This is a genomic window from Pseudomonas fragariae (ex Marin et al. 2024) (genome assembly GCF_059621105.1).
The window spans coordinates 4,113,346-4,128,049 of sequence record NZ_CM184369.1; the positions used below are offsets into that span (position 1 = coordinate 4,113,346).

The 14,704-nt window shown below is 58.9% G+C and carries 15 protein-coding genes; all 15 read right to left on the reverse strand.

What is annotated here, in order from left to right; genetic code table 11:
* Nucleotides 1-25: 25 nt before the first annotated feature.
* The 15 genes from AC54XV_RS17665 to AC54XV_RS17735 all read right to left on the reverse strand — a co-directional run bounded on the left by AC54XV_RS17665 (nucleotide 26) and on the right by AC54XV_RS17735 (nucleotide 14,614).
* The gene (locus tag AC54XV_RS17665) at nucleotides 26-811 is read right to left on the reverse strand and encodes a protein phosphatase CheZ (RefSeq protein WP_003316828.1); all 786 of its coding nucleotides are present in this window, start codon (nucleotides 809-811) and stop codon (nucleotides 26-28) included.
* A 19-nt stretch (nucleotides 812-830) separates the two neighbouring features.
* Nucleotides 831-1,205 (reverse strand): chemotaxis response regulator CheY, encoded by a 375-nt coding sequence (locus AC54XV_RS17670; RefSeq protein WP_161420660.1) that lies wholly within the window; start codon nucleotides 1,203-1,205, stop codon nucleotides 831-833.
* 256 nt (nucleotides 1,206-1,461) lie between these two features.
* Entirely contained in the window at nucleotides 1,462-2,202 is a 741-nt protein-coding gene (fliA, locus tag AC54XV_RS17675) for an RNA polymerase sigma factor FliA (RefSeq protein ID WP_003378731.1), read from the reverse strand.
* Nucleotides 2,199-3,032, reverse strand: coding sequence for a flagellar synthesis regulator FleN (fleN, locus tag AC54XV_RS17680; RefSeq protein WP_003412391.1), 834 nt, complete (start codon nucleotides 3,030-3,032; stop codon nucleotides 2,199-2,201). The genes fliA and fleN overlap by 4 nt, the downstream gene beginning before the upstream one ends.
* Nucleotides 3,033-3,147: 115 nt before the next feature.
* Nucleotides 3,148-4,476 carry a flagellar biosynthesis GTPase FlhF gene (gene flhF / locus AC54XV_RS17685; protein WP_004408091.1) on the reverse strand — a complete coding sequence of 443 codons (1,329 nt, stop codon included), beginning with the start codon at nucleotides 4,474-4,476 and terminating at the stop codon, nucleotides 3,148-3,150.
* 11 nt (nucleotides 4,477-4,487) lie between these two features.
* Nucleotides 4,488-6,617: a flagellar biosynthesis protein FlhA gene (gene flhA, locus AC54XV_RS17690; RefSeq protein ID WP_003412395.1), complete on the reverse strand. Its 2,130-nt coding sequence runs from the start codon at nucleotides 6,615-6,617 to the stop codon at nucleotides 4,488-4,490.
* A gap of 330 nt (nucleotides 6,618-6,947) precedes the next feature.
* A complete protein-coding gene (gene flhB / locus AC54XV_RS17695; protein ID WP_060400335.1) occupies nucleotides 6,948-8,084 on the reverse strand; it encodes a flagellar biosynthesis protein FlhB in 1,137 nt (378 codons plus the stop codon).
* On the reverse strand, nucleotides 8,085-8,870 hold the full coding sequence (gene fliR, locus AC54XV_RS17700) for a flagellar biosynthetic protein FliR (protein WP_011268436.1): 786 nt from the start codon (nucleotides 8,868-8,870) through the stop codon (nucleotides 8,085-8,087).
* 6 nt (nucleotides 8,871-8,876) lie between these two features.
* A complete protein-coding gene (locus AC54XV_RS17705) occupies nucleotides 8,877-9,146 on the reverse strand; it encodes a flagellar biosynthetic protein FliQ (RefSeq protein ID WP_002554277.1) in 270 nt (89 codons plus the stop codon).
* 25 nt (nucleotides 9,147-9,171) lie between these two features.
* A complete protein-coding gene (gene fliP, locus AC54XV_RS17710) occupies nucleotides 9,172-9,924 on the reverse strand; it encodes a flagellar type III secretion system pore protein FliP (RefSeq protein ID WP_003316820.1) in 753 nt (250 codons plus the stop codon).
* A complete protein-coding gene (gene fliO, locus AC54XV_RS17715) occupies nucleotides 9,924-10,364 on the reverse strand; it encodes a flagellar biosynthetic protein FliO (protein WP_003343990.1) in 441 nt (146 codons plus the stop codon). Before fliO ends, fliP begins: the two co-directional genes overlap by 1 nt.
* Complete coding sequence (gene fliN / locus AC54XV_RS17720; protein ID WP_003316817.1) at nucleotides 10,365-10,823, reverse strand: flagellar motor switch protein FliN; 459 nt, start codon at nucleotides 10,821-10,823, stop codon at nucleotides 10,365-10,367.
* A gap of 61 nt (nucleotides 10,824-10,884) precedes the next feature.
* Nucleotides 10,885-11,853 (reverse strand): flagellar motor switch protein FliM, encoded by a 969-nt coding sequence (gene fliM, locus AC54XV_RS17725; RefSeq protein WP_003422170.1) that lies wholly within the window; start codon nucleotides 11,851-11,853, stop codon nucleotides 10,885-10,887.
* A 9-nt stretch (nucleotides 11,854-11,862) separates the two neighbouring features.
* The gene (gene fliL, locus AC54XV_RS17730; protein ID WP_003343996.1) at nucleotides 11,863-12,375 is read right to left on the reverse strand and encodes a flagellar basal body-associated protein FliL; all 513 of its coding nucleotides are present in this window, start codon (nucleotides 12,373-12,375) and stop codon (nucleotides 11,863-11,865) included.
* Nucleotides 12,376-13,210: 835 nt separating this feature from the next.
* A complete protein-coding gene (locus tag AC54XV_RS17735) occupies nucleotides 13,211-14,614 on the reverse strand; it encodes a flagellar hook-length control protein FliK (protein WP_011268437.1) in 1,404 nt (467 codons plus the stop codon).
* Nucleotides 14,615-14,704: the final 90 nt, after the last annotated feature.

Sequence of the window (14,704 nt, forward strand, 5' to 3'; positions counted from 1 at the left end):
CCCTAAAATTAACCGTCAACAGACCTTAGAAGCCGAGGCTCGATAGCAGATCGTCTACATCATCCTGTCCGGATACGACGTCTTCACGTTTATCGGCATGAATCTGCGGACCTTCACCCTGCGCGAGATGTTTTTTAGGATCTTTTTCATCGAGGATGGATTGTTCGTCATGTTCGATGCCTGCGAAGCGATCGACATGACTGGCCATGAGCACCAGTTTGAGCAGATTGCTCTCGACTTCAGTGACCAGTTGCGTCACACGCTTGATGACCTGACCGGTAAGGTCCTGGTAATCCTGGGCGAGCAGAATGTCATTCAGATGTGCGGAAACCTGATGGGTTTCCTTCTCGGTACGCGTCAGAAAACCATCGACCCGCTTGGCCAGCTCGCGGAACTCTTCGGCACCGATTTCGCGGCGCATGAAACGTCCCCAGTCGTCGCTCAACGCCTTGGCGTCGGAACTCAGGCCGTTCATGACCGGCGTACTCTCCTCCACCAGGTCCATGGTGCGGTTGGCCGCATTCTCGGTCAGCCTCACCACATACGACAGGCGTTCGGTAGCATCCGTGATCTGCGACACTTCCTCGGCTTGAGGCATGTGCGGATCAATGTGAAAGTTTACGATTGCACTGTGCAGCTCACGAGTCAGCTTGCCCACTTCCTGATAAAGGCCGCGGTCGCGTGTCTGATTGAGTTCGTGGATCAGTTGCACAGCGTCACCGAAACGACCCTTTTCAAGGCTGGTGACAAGTTCCTGCGCGTGTCTTTTTAAGGTCGACTCAAAGTCGGCCATCGAATCATTGTTATCCATAGCGCCCTCGCGGCTTGCATCAGCTATTGACGCGTTCAAAGATCTTGTCGATCTTGTCTTTCAGGGCTTGGGCAGTGAATGGCTTGACTACATAACCGTTCACCCCAGCCTGGGCAGCTTCAATGATCTGCTCACGCTTGGCTTCGGCAGTGACCATCAGCACGGGAAGGCTCTTGAGGCGTTCGTCCTTGCGGACTTCGCGCAGCAGATCGATACCGGACATGCCAGGCATGTTCCAGTCCGTCACCAGAAAGTCAAAGGCACCGCTCTGCAGCATCGGCAATGCGGTCAGACCATCATCCGCTTCCGATGTGTTGGTAAACCCCAGATCACGCAAAAGGTTCTTGATGATCCGCCGCATCGTTGAGAAGTCATCAACGATGAGGATTTTCATGTTCTTGTCCAATTCGACCTCCAAGCAGTCTTTAACGCGTTCAGCACCTGAACACGCTGTTCACTCAATACTGGCACAGCACACCCCCGGCTGTACGAAACGACGACGGGCTTGGCACAACAACAGGCAAAGACCTGAGAAACAAGCCCATCAAGGCAATGCCTGACAGGCTTCTGACGGGTCCATCCTGTTACCACGTAACGCTCTGCACAGCCGGCTTGCAGTCAACGCGCGGCCATAGACCGCACATTGCCTGTCAACGCGCTCGCCACTCCCCCAAACGCCCTCGCAAACGAGCTGCGCACTGGCTGTGTAACTGACTGACCCGAGATTCGCTGACCCCCAGAACCTCTCCGATTTCCTTGAGGTTCAGCTCTTCGTCGTAGTACAGCGCCAACACCAGACGCTCACGCTCTGGCAGATTGGCAATTGCATCGGCCAACGCAGCCTGGAAGCGCTCGTCTTCCAGGTCGCGCGACGGCTCAAGCGAACCGCTTGCGCCATCCTCGTGCAGCCCTTCATGATCGCCGTCCTGCAGCAGGTCGTCGAAACTGAAGAGGCGGCTGCCCAAGGTATCGTTCAAAATCCCGTAGTAATCATCGAGACTTAACTGGAGTTCGGCCGCAACCTCGTGATCTTTAGCGTCACGGCCGGTTTTAGCTTCAATTGCCCGAATTGCGTCACTCACCATGCGCGTATTGCGGTGTACCGAGCGTGGCGCCCAGTCCCCCTTGCGCACTTCATCGAGCATCGCACCACGGATGCGGATGCCGGCATAGGTCTCGAAACTCGCACCCTTGGTGGAATCATACTTGGTGGAGACTTCAAGCAGGCCGATCATGCCGGCCTGGATCAGATCCTCGACCTGCACGCTGGCCGGCAAGCGCGCCAGCAGATGATAAGCGATACGCTTGACCAAGGGCGCATAGCGCTCGATCAACTCGTATTGTGAATTACGGGAAGTCTTGCTGTACATCTGGTAGCCGCTCGCAGTCATTGCACAGGCCCTGCACTGGTCTGGTGAACGAGTCGCTCAACGAAGAACTCGAGATGACCCCGCGGGTTGGCTGGCAACGGCCAGGTATCAACCTTCTGGGCAATGGCCTTGAAGGCCAGTGCACATTTGGAACGCGGGAATGCTTCGTAAACGGCGCGCTGTTTCTGTACAGCCTTGCGTACGCATTCGTCGTACGGCACGGCACCTACATACTGCAGCGCAACATCGAGAAAACGATCCGTCACTTTGGTCAGTTTGGCGAACAGGTTGCGCCCTTCCTGCGGGCTCTGTGCCATGTTGGCCAGCACCCGGAAGCGGTTCATGCCGTAATCGCGGTTGAGCAGTTTGATCAGGGCGTAGGCATCGGTGATCGACGTGGGCTCGTCGCACACCACCAGCAGCACTTCCTGAGCGGCGCGCACGAAGCTGACCACCGACTCGCCGATACCGGCGGCTGTGTCGATCACCAACACATCGAGGTTGTCGCCAATCTCGCTGAACGCCTGGATCAGGCCGGCATGCTGAGCGGGCGACAGATGCACCATGCTCTGGGTGCCGGACGCAGCGGGTACGATCCGAACCCCGCCCGGCCCCTGCAACAGCACGTCGCGCAACTCACAACGCCCCTCGATGACATCGGCAAGCGTGCGCTTGGGCGTCAACCCAAGCAGCACGTCGACATTGGCCAGACCCAGATCGGCGTCCAGCAGCATGACGCGACGGCCGAGCTCGGCGAGGGCCAGTGAAAGGTTCACTGACACGTTAGTCTTACCGACGCCACCTTTGCCACCGGTCACCGCGATAACCTGTACGGGATGCATGCTGCCCATGTTATTTCTTTACCTTGTCTTGCGTAGACCGAAACCACATCGAGGGCTGCACGTGCGCAAATGAACACCGCATGGCAGACCGTTGACGCAGGGACATTCCAATAATATCCATCACTTAACCCACTCTCTTGCCAGGGGTGTGATAGAGGTCAGCAAACATATCAGCCATTGCTTCTTCACTAGGCTCATCCTGCATTTGCACACTCACCGCGCGGCTTACCAGTTGATGACGACGCGGGGTATGCAGGTCATCAGGAATGCGTGGTCCGTCCGTGAGGTAGGCCACAGGTAATTCGTGACTGATCGCCAGGCTCAGGACTTCACCGAGGCTGGCTGTTTCATCAAGCTTGGTCAGAATGCATCCGGCCAGGCCACAACGTTTGTAACTGTGATACGCGGCTGTCAGCACCTGCTTCTGGCTGGTGGTTGCCAGTACCAGATAGTTGCGCGACTTGATGCCACGACCCGCGAGGCTTTCCAGCTGCATGCGCAGCGCAGGATCACTGGCCTGCAGGCCGGCGGTGTCAATCAGCACCACGCGCTTGCGCAGCAGCGGTTCCAGCGCCTGAACCAGAGACTGGCCAGGATCGATATGGGTGACCGGTACGTTGAGGATGCGCCCAAGGGTCTTGAGCTGCTCCTGCGCGCCGATGCGGAAACTGTCCATGCTGACCAGTGCGATATTCTGCGGGCCGTACTTCAACACGTAACGTGCTGCCAGTTTGGCCAGCGTGGTGGTCTTGCCCATGCCGGCAGGACCGACCATTGCAATCACGCCGCCCTCTTCGAGCGGCTCGACTTCAGGGACGGCGATCATGCGGGCCAGGTGCGCCAGCAGCATGCGCCAGGCCTGACGAGGCTCGTCGATCTCCGGAATCATCGACAGCAGGTCGCGTGACAGCGGGCCGGACAGGCCGACACGTTGCAGGCGTCGCCACAGGTTGGCCTGCTGCGGACGAGTGCCCTGCAGCTGGTTCCAGGCCAGCGAGCCGAGCTGGACTTCCAGCAGCTCACGCAGGCCGTTCAATTCGGAGCGCATCGAGTCATAGGCGCGCTGGCCAATGGCAGGCTCGGCGGCCTGTGGCGGTGCATACGCGAATGGACGCGGCGGCTCTTCGAGTGTCGGCTCGATGTGCGTCTCGGCAGGGTTGCCCGGCTTGCCGGAAAACAGCTGCAGGTTGATCGATGCATCGCTGTCGCTGCGGTTGTTCAATTCGGCCTGGGCGGAAACGATACGCGACTGAGTCTTGCGCAACTCGTCTTCCAGCTCCATGTTCGGCACACGCGGTGCCAGGGCGGACAGCTTGTAATCCAGAGCGGCAGTCAGCTCTACGCCACCGGCAATGCGCCGGTTACCGATGATGGCCGCTTCAGCGCCCAGCTCATCGCGAACCAGCTTCATGGCTTGACGCATATCGGCGGCGAAAAATCGCTTAACTTGCATGACTCACTACCTCAGCCGTTTGGCCCGACAGTCGCTACGATGGTTACTTGCTTGTTGTCCGGAATTTCCTGATACGCCAGAACATGCATGTTCGGTACAGCCAATCGTCCAAATCGTGACAGCATCGCCCGGACAGGCCCTGCTACCAGAAGAATTACCGGCAACCCTTGCATCTCCTGACGCTGGGCGGCCTCGATCAACGAACGCTGGAGCTTCTCAGCCATGCTTGGCTCAAGAAGAACGCCTTCTTCCTGACCCTGACCAGCCTTCTGCAAACTATTGAGCAATATCTGTTCCAACCTTGGCTCCAGAGTGATAACAGGCAGCTCCGGCTCAACGCCTACAATGCTTTGGACGATTGCGCGGCTCAGACCCACGCGCACTGCGGCCACCAAAGCGGCGGTATCTTGACTCTTCCCGGCGTTGTTGGCGATAGCCTCTGCAATGCTGCGAATATCCCGCACAGGTACGTGTTCAGCCAGCAGCGCCTGCAGCACGTTGAGCAGCGAGGACAGCGACAGCACGCCCGGTACCAGCTCTTCAGCCAGCTTGGGCGAGCTTTTGGCCAGCAATTGCATCAATTGCTGGACTTCCTCGTGGCCGATCAGCTCATGCGAATGTTTGTAGAGAATCTGGTTCAGGTGGGTTGCCACTACCGTACTGGCATCGACCACGGTGTAACCCAGTGACTGCGCCTGACTGCGCTGGCTGATTTCGATCCACACGGCTTCCAGACCAAACGCCGGGTCTCTGGCGGTAATGCCGTTCAGGGTGCCGAACACTTGACCGGGGTTGATCGCCAGTTCGCGATCCGGGTAGATCTCGGCCTCGGCCAGAATCACACCCATCAGCGTCAGACGATAGGCGCTTGGCGCCAGATCGAGGTTGTCGCGAATGTGCACGGTAGGCATCAGGAAACCGAGCTCTTGCGAGAGCTTCTTGCGCACACCCTTGATACGCGCCAGCAACTGGCCACCTTGATTGCGATCCACCAGCGGAATCAGGCGATAACCCACTTCCAGGCCAATGATATCGATGGGCGTCACGTCATCCCAACCCAGTTCTTTGGCATCCTGAACACGGGTCGGCGAAGGCAGCAGGTCTTGCTGGCGCTGCACTTCGGCGATGGCCTCGACCTTCACCTGATTTTCTTTTTTCCACAACAGGTAGGCGCCGCCTGCGGCAACCAGCCCGAGACTGATAAAGGAAAAGTGCGGCATGCCCGGGACAAGGCCCATGACGATCATGATTGCAGCGGAAACCCCCAGCGCCTTGGGCGAGGCGAACATCTGACGATTGATCAGCTTGCCCATCTCTTCCGAACCGGAAGCACGGGTCACCATGATCGCTGCGGCGGTGGACAGCAGCAGTGATGGCAATTGCGCCACCAAACCGTCACCGATGGTCAACAGGGTATAAACACGGCCGGCGTCGGCGAAAGTCATGTTGTGTTGCAGGATACCGACCAGCATGCCGCCGATCAGGTTGATGAACAGAATCAGCAGACCGGCAATCGCATCGCCGCGCACGAATTTACTGGCACCGTCCATGGAACCGTAGAACTCGGCTTCCTGGGCGACTTCGGCACGGCGGCGCTTGGCTTCCGGCTGATCGATGAGGCCGGCGTTGAGGTCGGCGTCGATCGCCATCTGTTTGCCGGGCATCGCGTCGAGGGTAAAGCGTGCGCTCACCTCGGAAATACGGCCGGCACCCTTGGTGATAACCACGAAGTTGATGATCATCAGAATCGCGAACACCACGATACCGACGACGTAGTTGCCACCGATCACCACTTCACCGAAGGCCTGAATCACCTTGCCCGCCGCGGCGTGGCCGTCCTGACCGTGAAGCATCACCACCCGGGTGGAAGCCACGTTCAGCGCCAGACGCAGCAACGTGGCGACCAGCAGAATGGTCGGAAACACAGAAAAATCCAGCGGCCGCAGGGCGTACACGCAGACCAGCAGTACGACGATGGACAGTGCAATGTTGAACGTGAAGAACACGTCCAGCAGGAACGGCGGCATCGGCAACATCATCATTGCCATCATGACCAGCAACAACAACGGAACGCCCAACTGACCACGGCCCAGGCCTGTGATGTTGCTGCGTGCGCTACTGAGTAATTGAGAGCGATCCACTGATTCGTTACCTGCGCACTAGATCAAAACATTGACGCCGATGGCGCCCTGTATCGACCCTGTTGCAAAAATCTGTCCAACTTTTACAAAGCCAGTGGCGGTAAGGCTTTAGGCACAGAAGTCACGTAAATCCGGTGCGCTGAGCGCAGTCAGAAAATCTTCTCGTTTACCTGTGCAAGAACGGACGCGGAGCGTCCGGAACGGCATGCCCGCGCGGAGCATGGGCAGGTGTCTGCCGGAGAAATCTCGCTCCTCACGCTCCAGCGCGGGAAGGCCGTGGGTGACGCTCTGCGTCACAAACCTGCGCCGCACCACGCGTCCAGGAGCAGACTACGCGTCGCGCTGCAGGTCGGGCGGGATCTTGATGTCGCCCAGAGGGTCGGGGCGCTTGCCCTGACCGGCGCGGAACTGGCGGATCTGGTAGACGTAGGCCAGCACCTGGGCGACTGCCAGATACAGCCCGGCAGGGATCTCCTGATCAAGCTCGGTGCTGTAGTAGATAGAACGCGCCAGTGCCGCAGACTCCAGAATCAGGATCTCGTTATGCGCGCCGATTTCACGAATTTTAAGCGCCACCAGATCCGTACCCTTGGCCAGCAACATCGGCGCCCCGCCCTGCTCGGGATCGTATTTGAGGGCGACGGCGAAGTGTGTCGGGTTGGTGATGATCACGTCTGCTTCGGGAACGGAGGCCATCATGCGCCGCTGCGACATTTCACGCTGCAACTGACGAATACGTTGCTTGACCTCCGGGCTGCCCTCGCTGTTCTTGTGCTCGTCGCGCACCTCCTGCTTGGTCATCAACAGCTTCTTGTGCGCTTCATACAACACGAACGGCACGTCCGCTGCCGCGATGAATATCAGGCCGCACGCCATCCAGAAACTGCTCCAGCCCACCACCAACAGGCTGTGGATCATGGCCTGCTCGAGCGGCTCGTGAGCAATCGCGACCAGATCCTTGCGCTCATTGTTCAGGACCACCAGCGCCACTGCCAGAGTGATCAGGAATTTTCCGAAGGACTTGAGCAACTCGACCAGCGCATGCGGCGAGAACATGCGCTTGAGCCCTGCTGCCGGGTTCATGCGGCTGAACTTGGGCATCAACGATTTGGTTGCGAACAACCAGCCACCGAGCATGATCGGCCCCACCAGTGCGGCAACCAGCATGGCGATCAGAAACGGCAGGACCACGACCAGCGCATGCATCCCGGAACTGAGCAGCGCCTTGCCCATGTAGGACTGGTCCATCAGGGTTTCACGGGATATCGTGAAATTGTCACGCATCAGTTCGGACATCATCAGGGCGATATCAGAGCCGAACATCAGTAACCCGCCCGCCCCCATCAGCATCACCACCAGCGTGGTCAGCTCCTTGGAGCGCGCGATCTGGCCGTCAGCCCGTGAGTCCTTGACCTTTTTTTCCGTGGGGTCTTCTGTCTTGTCCTGGCCATTCTCGTTTTCTGCCATTCAACGAGCCCTCACCATATCGCGCAACGCCTGCAATGCCTGCGTTGCGATCGGTTGATACTGATTGAGCATGTCACCCATCGTCATCCACAGAATGACCATGCCCAACACCAGCGTAAGCGGGAAGCCGATGGAAAAGATGTTGAGTTGCGGCGCGGCGCGAGTCATGACCCCGAAGGCGATGTTGATGATCAGCAGCGCGGTGATCGCAGGCAATACCAGTCGCAGACCCGAAGCCAGTACCCAGCCCAGCCCGTTGGCCAGCTCCCAGAAGTTATTGACCAGCAAACCACTGCCGACCGGCATCGTGGTAAAGCTCTCGACGAGAACCTCCAGCACCACCAGATGGCCGTTCATGGCCAGGAACAACAGGGTGACCAGCATCGTGAAGAACTGACCAATGGTGGCGGAGGAAACACCGTTGGTAGGGTCGACCATTGACGCAAAGCCCATCCCCATCTGCGTCGAGATGATCTGTCCCGCGATGACAAAGATATGGAAGAACAACTGCAACGACAAGCCCATCCCGGCGCCGATGATGATCTGTTCACCGATCAGCAACAGCGCGCTCAGGTCGAGCGCCTGCACGGGCGGCATGGCTGGGAGCGCAGGCGCGACCACTACGGTGATCGCCACGGCGAGATACATGCGCACGCGACGCGGGACCAGCGTGGTGCCGATGATCGGCATGGTCATCAGCAACGCGATGATGCGAAACAGCGGCAGCATGAAGCTGGCTACCCAGGTACTGATCTGGGTATCGGTCAGCGCAAGCATCGGCTGCATGCGGTGCTAGCCGATCAGGGTCGGAATACTGGTGTACAACGACAGCATGTATTCCATGAATATTTTCAACAGCCACGGGCCGATGACGATAAGGGTGACGAGCATCACCAGCAGACGCGGCAGGAAGCTCAAGGTCTGTTCGTTGATCTGCGTGGCCGCCTGAAACATGGCCACCAGCAGACCGCACAACAGGCTCGGCACCACAAGAATCGCGACCAGCACAGTGGTCAGCCACAGCGCCTCGCGGAACAGATCGACGGCTACTTCCGGCGTCATCGGGCAGACTCCTCAGTAAAACGGCTCATACGCCACCAAAACTGCCAGCCAGGGTGCCGACAATCAGCGCCCAGCCGTCCACCAGTACAAACAGCATGATCTTGAACGGCAGAGAAATGATCAGCGGCGACAGCATCATCATACCCATCGCCATCAGCACACTGGCCACCACCAGATCGATGATCAGAAACGGAATGAAGATCATGAAGCCGATCTGAAACGCCGTCTTGAGTTCCGAAATCACGAACGCCGGAACCAGAATGGTCAATGGCGCGGCATCCGGGGTCGGAATGTCGGTACGCTTGGACAGGCGCATGAACAGCTCGAGATCGCTGGTGCGCGTCTGGGCCAGCATGAAGTCCTTGATCGGCACTTGCGCCTTGGCCACCGCATCCTGCGCGGAAAGTTTCTCCGCCAGGTAAGGCTGCAAGGCGTCCTGATTCACCCGATCGAAGACCGGCGCCATGATGAACATGGTCAGAAACAGCGCCATGCCGGTGAGGATCTGGTTCGACGGCGCCTGCTGCAGGCCGAGGGCCTGACGCAGGATCGAGAAGACGATGATGATTCGCGTGAAGCTGGTCATCAACATGACAAACGCCGGAATGAAGCTCAGCGCGGTCATGATCAGCAGAATCTGCAGGCTGACCGAATACTCCTGCTGACCATCGGCACCGTTGGACAGCGTGATCGCCGGAATCGACAGCGGATCGGCCGCCAGCGCAGCAGGCGTCACCATGACCAGCAACAGCAGTATCAGGAAACGCAAGGCGCCCATCACTTCTTGTCCTTATCCTTGCCCATCAGCTCCATCAGGCGCTGAGCGAATTCAGGGGTGGCCTGCTCGCGCACCGGCACCTGCACCGGCTCCTTGAGCACATGCAGAGGCGTGATTCGCCCGGGCGTAATGCCCAGCAGCACCTGTTCATTGCCGATCTGCACCAGCACCAGCCGATCACGCGGCCCCAGCGCGCGCGAACTCACCAGCTCGATCACCTGATTGCTGTTCGGCCCGACGCGCTGCACCCGGCGCATCAGCCAGGCGAGCACGAAGATCAGACCAATCACCAGGATCAGACCGAACAGCAGTTGCACCACCTGCCCGCCCATGCCGCCGGAGACCGTGTTGGCCACCTGCGCAGGCGCCGCCTGAGCGGCGGGTTCGGCGGCCCAGGCCAGCGATGGCAGGGTCAGCAGAACACTCAGCCAGCGCCTCACTTAGCGCAGCTTCTTGATGCGTTCGCTCGGGCTGATCACGTCGGTCAGACGGATGCCGAACTTTTCGTTGACCACCACCACTTCGCCATGCGCGATCAGTGTGCCGTTGACCAGCACATCCAGCGGTTCGCCCGCCAGACGATCCAGCTCGATCACCGAGCCCTGGTTGAGCTGCAACAGGTTGCGAATGTTAATGTCGGTGCTGCCCACTTCCATGGAGATCGATACCGGAATGTCGAGAATCACATCCAGATTGGGACCATCCAGAGAAACCGGACCAGTGCTTTTCGGCACGCTGCCAAACTCTTCCATGGCCATCCGGCTACCCGAATTCCCGGCGTCCGCAGCCAGCAACGCATCAATATCAGCCTGACTGTCGCCAGCTTCGCCCAAGGCAGCAGCCCATTCATCGGCCAATGCCTGGTCTTCAGCAGACGTCATATCGTTTTCATCAGCCATCGGTTGTCCTCTGCACGCAGTATTTCAGTTACGCAACAATTTCCGACGCAGACCAGAAAGGTCAGCGTCGCGCTATGGGTTCGATTACTTGCAGGGCCATCTTGCCCTTGTGCGAGCCAAGCTTGACCTTGAATGAAGGTACGCCATTGGCTCGCATGACCAGCGAGTCGCTCAGTTCCACCGGGATCACATCACCAGGGCGCATGTGCAGAATGTCCCGCAACGGCAACTGGCGCTGGGCGATGGTCGTCGTGAGCGGCACGTTGACGTCCAGCACGTCTTCCTTGAGCGCGTTGACCCAACGCTCATCCTGGTCGTCCAGATCGGACTGGAAACCGGCATCGAGCATTTCGCGGATCGGCTCAATCATCGAGTACGGCATGGTCACGTGCAGATCGCCACCACCGCCATCGAGTTCGATGTGGAAGGTGGAAATAACTACAGCCTCGCTCGGCCCTACGATGTTGGCCATGGCCGGGTTCACTTCCGAGTTGATGTACTCGAAATTCACTTCCATGATCGCCTGCCAGGCCTCCTTGAGGTCGACAAACGCCTGATCCAGCACCATGCGCACGACACGCAGTTCGGTCGGCGTGAACTCCCGGCCTTCGATCTTGGCGTGACGCCCGTCACCGCCGAAAAAGTTGTCCACCAGCTTGAACACCAGCTTGGCATCGAGAATGAACAGCGCGGTGCCACGCAGCGGCTTGATCTTGGCCAGGTTAAGGCTGGTCGGCACGTACAGGGAATGCACGTACTCACCGAACTTCATGACCTGGACACCGCCCACCGCCACGTCCGCAGAGCGGCGCAGCAGGTTGAACATGCTGATACGCGTGTAGCGGGCGAATCGCTCGTTGATCATTTCCAGCGTCGGCATGCGTCCGCGGACGATCCGGTCCTGGCTGGTCAGGTCGTAACTTTTGACGCTGCCAGGTTCGCTGTTGTTGTCGGTCTGGACCATCCCATCGTCGACGCCATGCAGCAGCGCATCGATCTCATCCTGGGAGAGCAGGTCTTGCACGGCCATGGGAGAGTCCTACTGCAATACGAAGTTAGTGAAGAGCAGCTGTTCGATCACAGTCTTGCCGAGTTCTTTCTGTGCGACTTCCTGAATGCTGGCGGTCGCTTTCTGGCGCAGCATTTCCTGGCCGATCGGCGAAGCCAGCGATTCGAAGGGAATGGCTGCAAACAGCATGACCAGATTATTGCGGATCAATGGCATGTGTACCTTCAGCGCTTCCATGTCGGCTGCGTTACGGCCCAGCATGGTAATACTCACCTGCATGTAGCGTTGGCGACCGTTGGCGTTGAAGTTGACGACGAAGGCCGGGGTCATCGGTTCGAACACCGCCACTGGCTTGACGTTCGCTGCCGCGGCAGCCGCCGCTGGATCTACCTTGCTTTCGCTCTTGTGCATGAGGAACCAGGTCGCGCCCACCGACAAGCCTACCGCCAGCAGCAACGCCACGACGGCGATGATAATGAGCTTGAGTTTGCCTTTACCTTTGCCTGTGGTCGCGGGGTCTTTAACTTCTTCGCTCTGCGCCATGCCAATAATCCGTCACTATTCAAGAGGTTCTTCAATACGTGACAGAGGCAGAGCAAGTGTTATGCCAGAGTTGTACGAAACGGGGATGTATCGGACACAACCGGTTACGCGCCAGGGCGCGCAGGGATCGTGATTCTTGTGCCAGCGCTGAGGGCCCGGCCCGGGAGTTGATGACTATCGCCCCCACGCTCCGCGTGGCAATGCCGTTCGTGACGTCGCGTCGCGGCTGCCACGACTATCGTTCCTCACGCTCCAGCGTGGGAATGCAGTTCGTGACGCTCTGCGTCACACGGCGGTTTTTCTTTGTCAGGTGGATTGAGGTTCGACTCAGGGGACCTTTTCGCCCCTCGGCGACTCACTTTGAGGGACCAAAGTGAGCAAAGTCCTTCGCTCCTGTTTCCGGCCCGACTTCGTCGGGTTCCTTCGTCCTGACACTGATCCGGGGGTCGCCGCAACGGGCCCTCCATGGCCCGGTGCGGCTAGCCTGGCGTCCTGCCAGGCTACCCCCGGATCAGCGCCAGGACTCAGCCGTCACTAACGTCGCACTCTGCGTCGTCAGTGCCATCGTGCTCGAAAAGCACTTTAGAGTAGTCGGGCTAGAGGCACGGCCCGGTAGCTGATGACTATCGTTCCTCACGCTCCAGCGTGGGAATGCAGTTCGTGACGCTCTGCGTCACACAACGGTTCTGTGATATCAGGCTAATTAGCGTTTGGCTCAAATCACCTTTTCGCCCCTCGACTTCATCAGTGCCATCGCGCTCAAAAAGCATTTCTGCGCCAAGACGTGAAGACAATGCATGACATCGTGTAGCGACTGCCATGTGACGCAGGAGCCTCACGCGTAATAATCGATCTCACTGGTGCCGATCACACGTGCTGCTGGCTGGCTGACCGGGATGGCCGCATCGACGCCTGCGATTTCATCGGAGCTATCGCCGGAGCTCATGCCACCGCCACGACCGCTGCGCTGGGAGCGGCTGGCCTGTTCCTGAGCCTGTTGCTGGGCCTGCTGTTGCGACTGATCGGAGACATTGACGTCGACGTTGCCAAGCCCCTGCTGCACGAACGATTCACGCAGCTTCGACATCTGGCTTTCCAGCGCATCACGTACGCCCATGTGCGCGCTCATGAATGTCACCTGGGTCTGCTGCTCAGGCGCCATGTTGATACGGATATCAAGACGACCGAGTTCGGCAGGTTCCAGCTTGATATCGGCGGTCTTGAGGTTCTGGCTCGACAGGTACATGACGCGATCGACGATGCCTTCGGTCCAGCCGCTTTGATGCATGGCCAACGGTTGGTTCATCAAGGGTGCGGCAGGTGCAGCCGCTGCGCGTGCAGGTTGCGCGGCCTGACTGAGCGCTGCGAGGCGATCGGCAAAGTTGTCGACGCGAGTATCACCGGCGGCGCCTTTGACATCCTTCAGCCCCTCGCCGATCAAACCGCTGAACGACTTGTCACTGCTTTCGGTGCTGCCGCCTTCGGACGGAAGCTGCTCGCTCAGGACCGACAGGTTATTGACGATATTCTGATTCGGGTCAGCTTCAGCATTGCTCGGCGTCGCCTTGTTGGCAGCCTGGGCATTCTGCGCAGCCAGTTGAGTCTTGGCAGTGGCGTTTTCCAGCGCCAGCTGCACAGCATCCAGACCATCAAGCGGATCGGCGTCCGGATCGAAGGCTTCTTTAGCCACTGCTGGCGGGGCCGCCTGCGTAGTGGTGAGCGCCGAGACCGCTGGCGCAGTGACAACTTGTGCACTTGGCGCCTTGGCTACAACAGGTGCCGCGGGAGCCTGTGCGGTCATTGCCTGCAATGCCGGATCAAGGACGGGATCGACGATCGCCTGGCCGTCATTCAGCGCCGGATCGGCAGAGGCCTGCGCATCATCCTGCTTCGAGTCAGAATGGGCTGCGTCATCATCTGCAGCAGCCGGCCTGGCTGGCAAATCATTGCCGCTATCGGCAACGCCAGACTTGTCGGCGGCATTTGCCTGATCGCTTGCAGGCTTGTCCTTGCCGGCGGCAACCTTGTCCTTGTCAGGCGCGGTCTTGTCGCGGGCTGGCTTTACTGGCGCATCTTCGCGCGCAGGCACGGTGTCTTTCGCCTGCTTTGCATAGACATTGGAAAAGCTGGAGGCCCCGTCCTTGCTGCTGTCAGCAGACTTGACCGCATTGTTGGCCACACCGGACCTGGCGGTCACAGAGGTTGTGGCCTGAAGAAGCGCATTGGTAGCAAGGGGCATTTCGGTCTCCGCATCAGCTGCTGGTTATCGCCTTACCGAAATAGCTAGCAATATACGGGCCAGTTATCTAATGATTCCCCATAGCGGGGA

Bases quoted from the DNA above. Each gene is read 5' to 3' on its own strand.
- AC54XV_RS17670 (WP_161420660.1), bottom strand. From the start codon at position 1,205: ATGAAAATCCTCATCGTTGATGACTTCTCAACGATGCGGCGGATCATC.
- flhB (WP_060400335.1), bottom strand. From the start codon at position 8,084: ATGGCAGAAAACGAGAATGGCCAGGACAAGACAGAAGACCCCACGGAA.
- fliL (WP_003343996.1), bottom strand. From the start codon at position 12,375: ATGGCGCAGAGCGAAGAAGTTAAAGACCCCGCGACCACAGGCAAAGGT.
- fliM (WP_003422170.1), bottom strand. From the start codon at position 11,853: ATGGCCGTGCAAGACCTGCTCTCCCAGGATGAGATCGATGCGCTGCTG.
- fliA (WP_003378731.1), bottom strand. From the start codon at position 2,202: ATGACTGCGAGCGGCTACCAGATGTACAGCAAGACTTCCCGTAATTCA.
- fliN (WP_003316817.1), bottom strand. From the start codon at position 10,823: ATGGCTGATGAAAACGATATGACGTCTGCTGAAGACCAGGCATTGGCC.
- fliP (WP_003316820.1), bottom strand. From the start codon at position 9,924: ATGGGCGCCTTGCGTTTCCTGATACTGCTGTTGCTGGTCATGGTGACG.
- AC54XV_RS17705 (WP_002554277.1), bottom strand. From the start codon at position 9,146: ATGACGCCGGAAGTAGCCGTCGATCTGTTCCGCGAGGCGCTGTGGCTG.
- flhF (WP_004408091.1), bottom strand. From the start codon at position 4,476: ATGCAAGTTAAGCGATTTTTCGCCGCCGATATGCGTCAAGCCATGAAG.
- AC54XV_RS17665 (WP_003316828.1), bottom strand. From the start codon at position 811: ATGGATAACAATGATTCGATGGCCGACTTTGAGTCGACCTTAAAAAGA.
- fliR (WP_011268436.1), bottom strand. From the start codon at position 8,870: ATGCAGCCGATGCTTGCGCTGACCGATACCCAGATCAGTACCTGGGTA.
- fleN (WP_003412391.1), bottom strand. From the start codon at position 3,032: ATGGGCAGCATGCATCCCGTACAGGTTATCGCGGTGACCGGTGGCAAA.
- AC54XV_RS17735 (WP_011268437.1), bottom strand. From the start codon at position 14,614: ATGCCCCTTGCTACCAATGCGCTTCTTCAGGCCACAACCTCTGTGACC.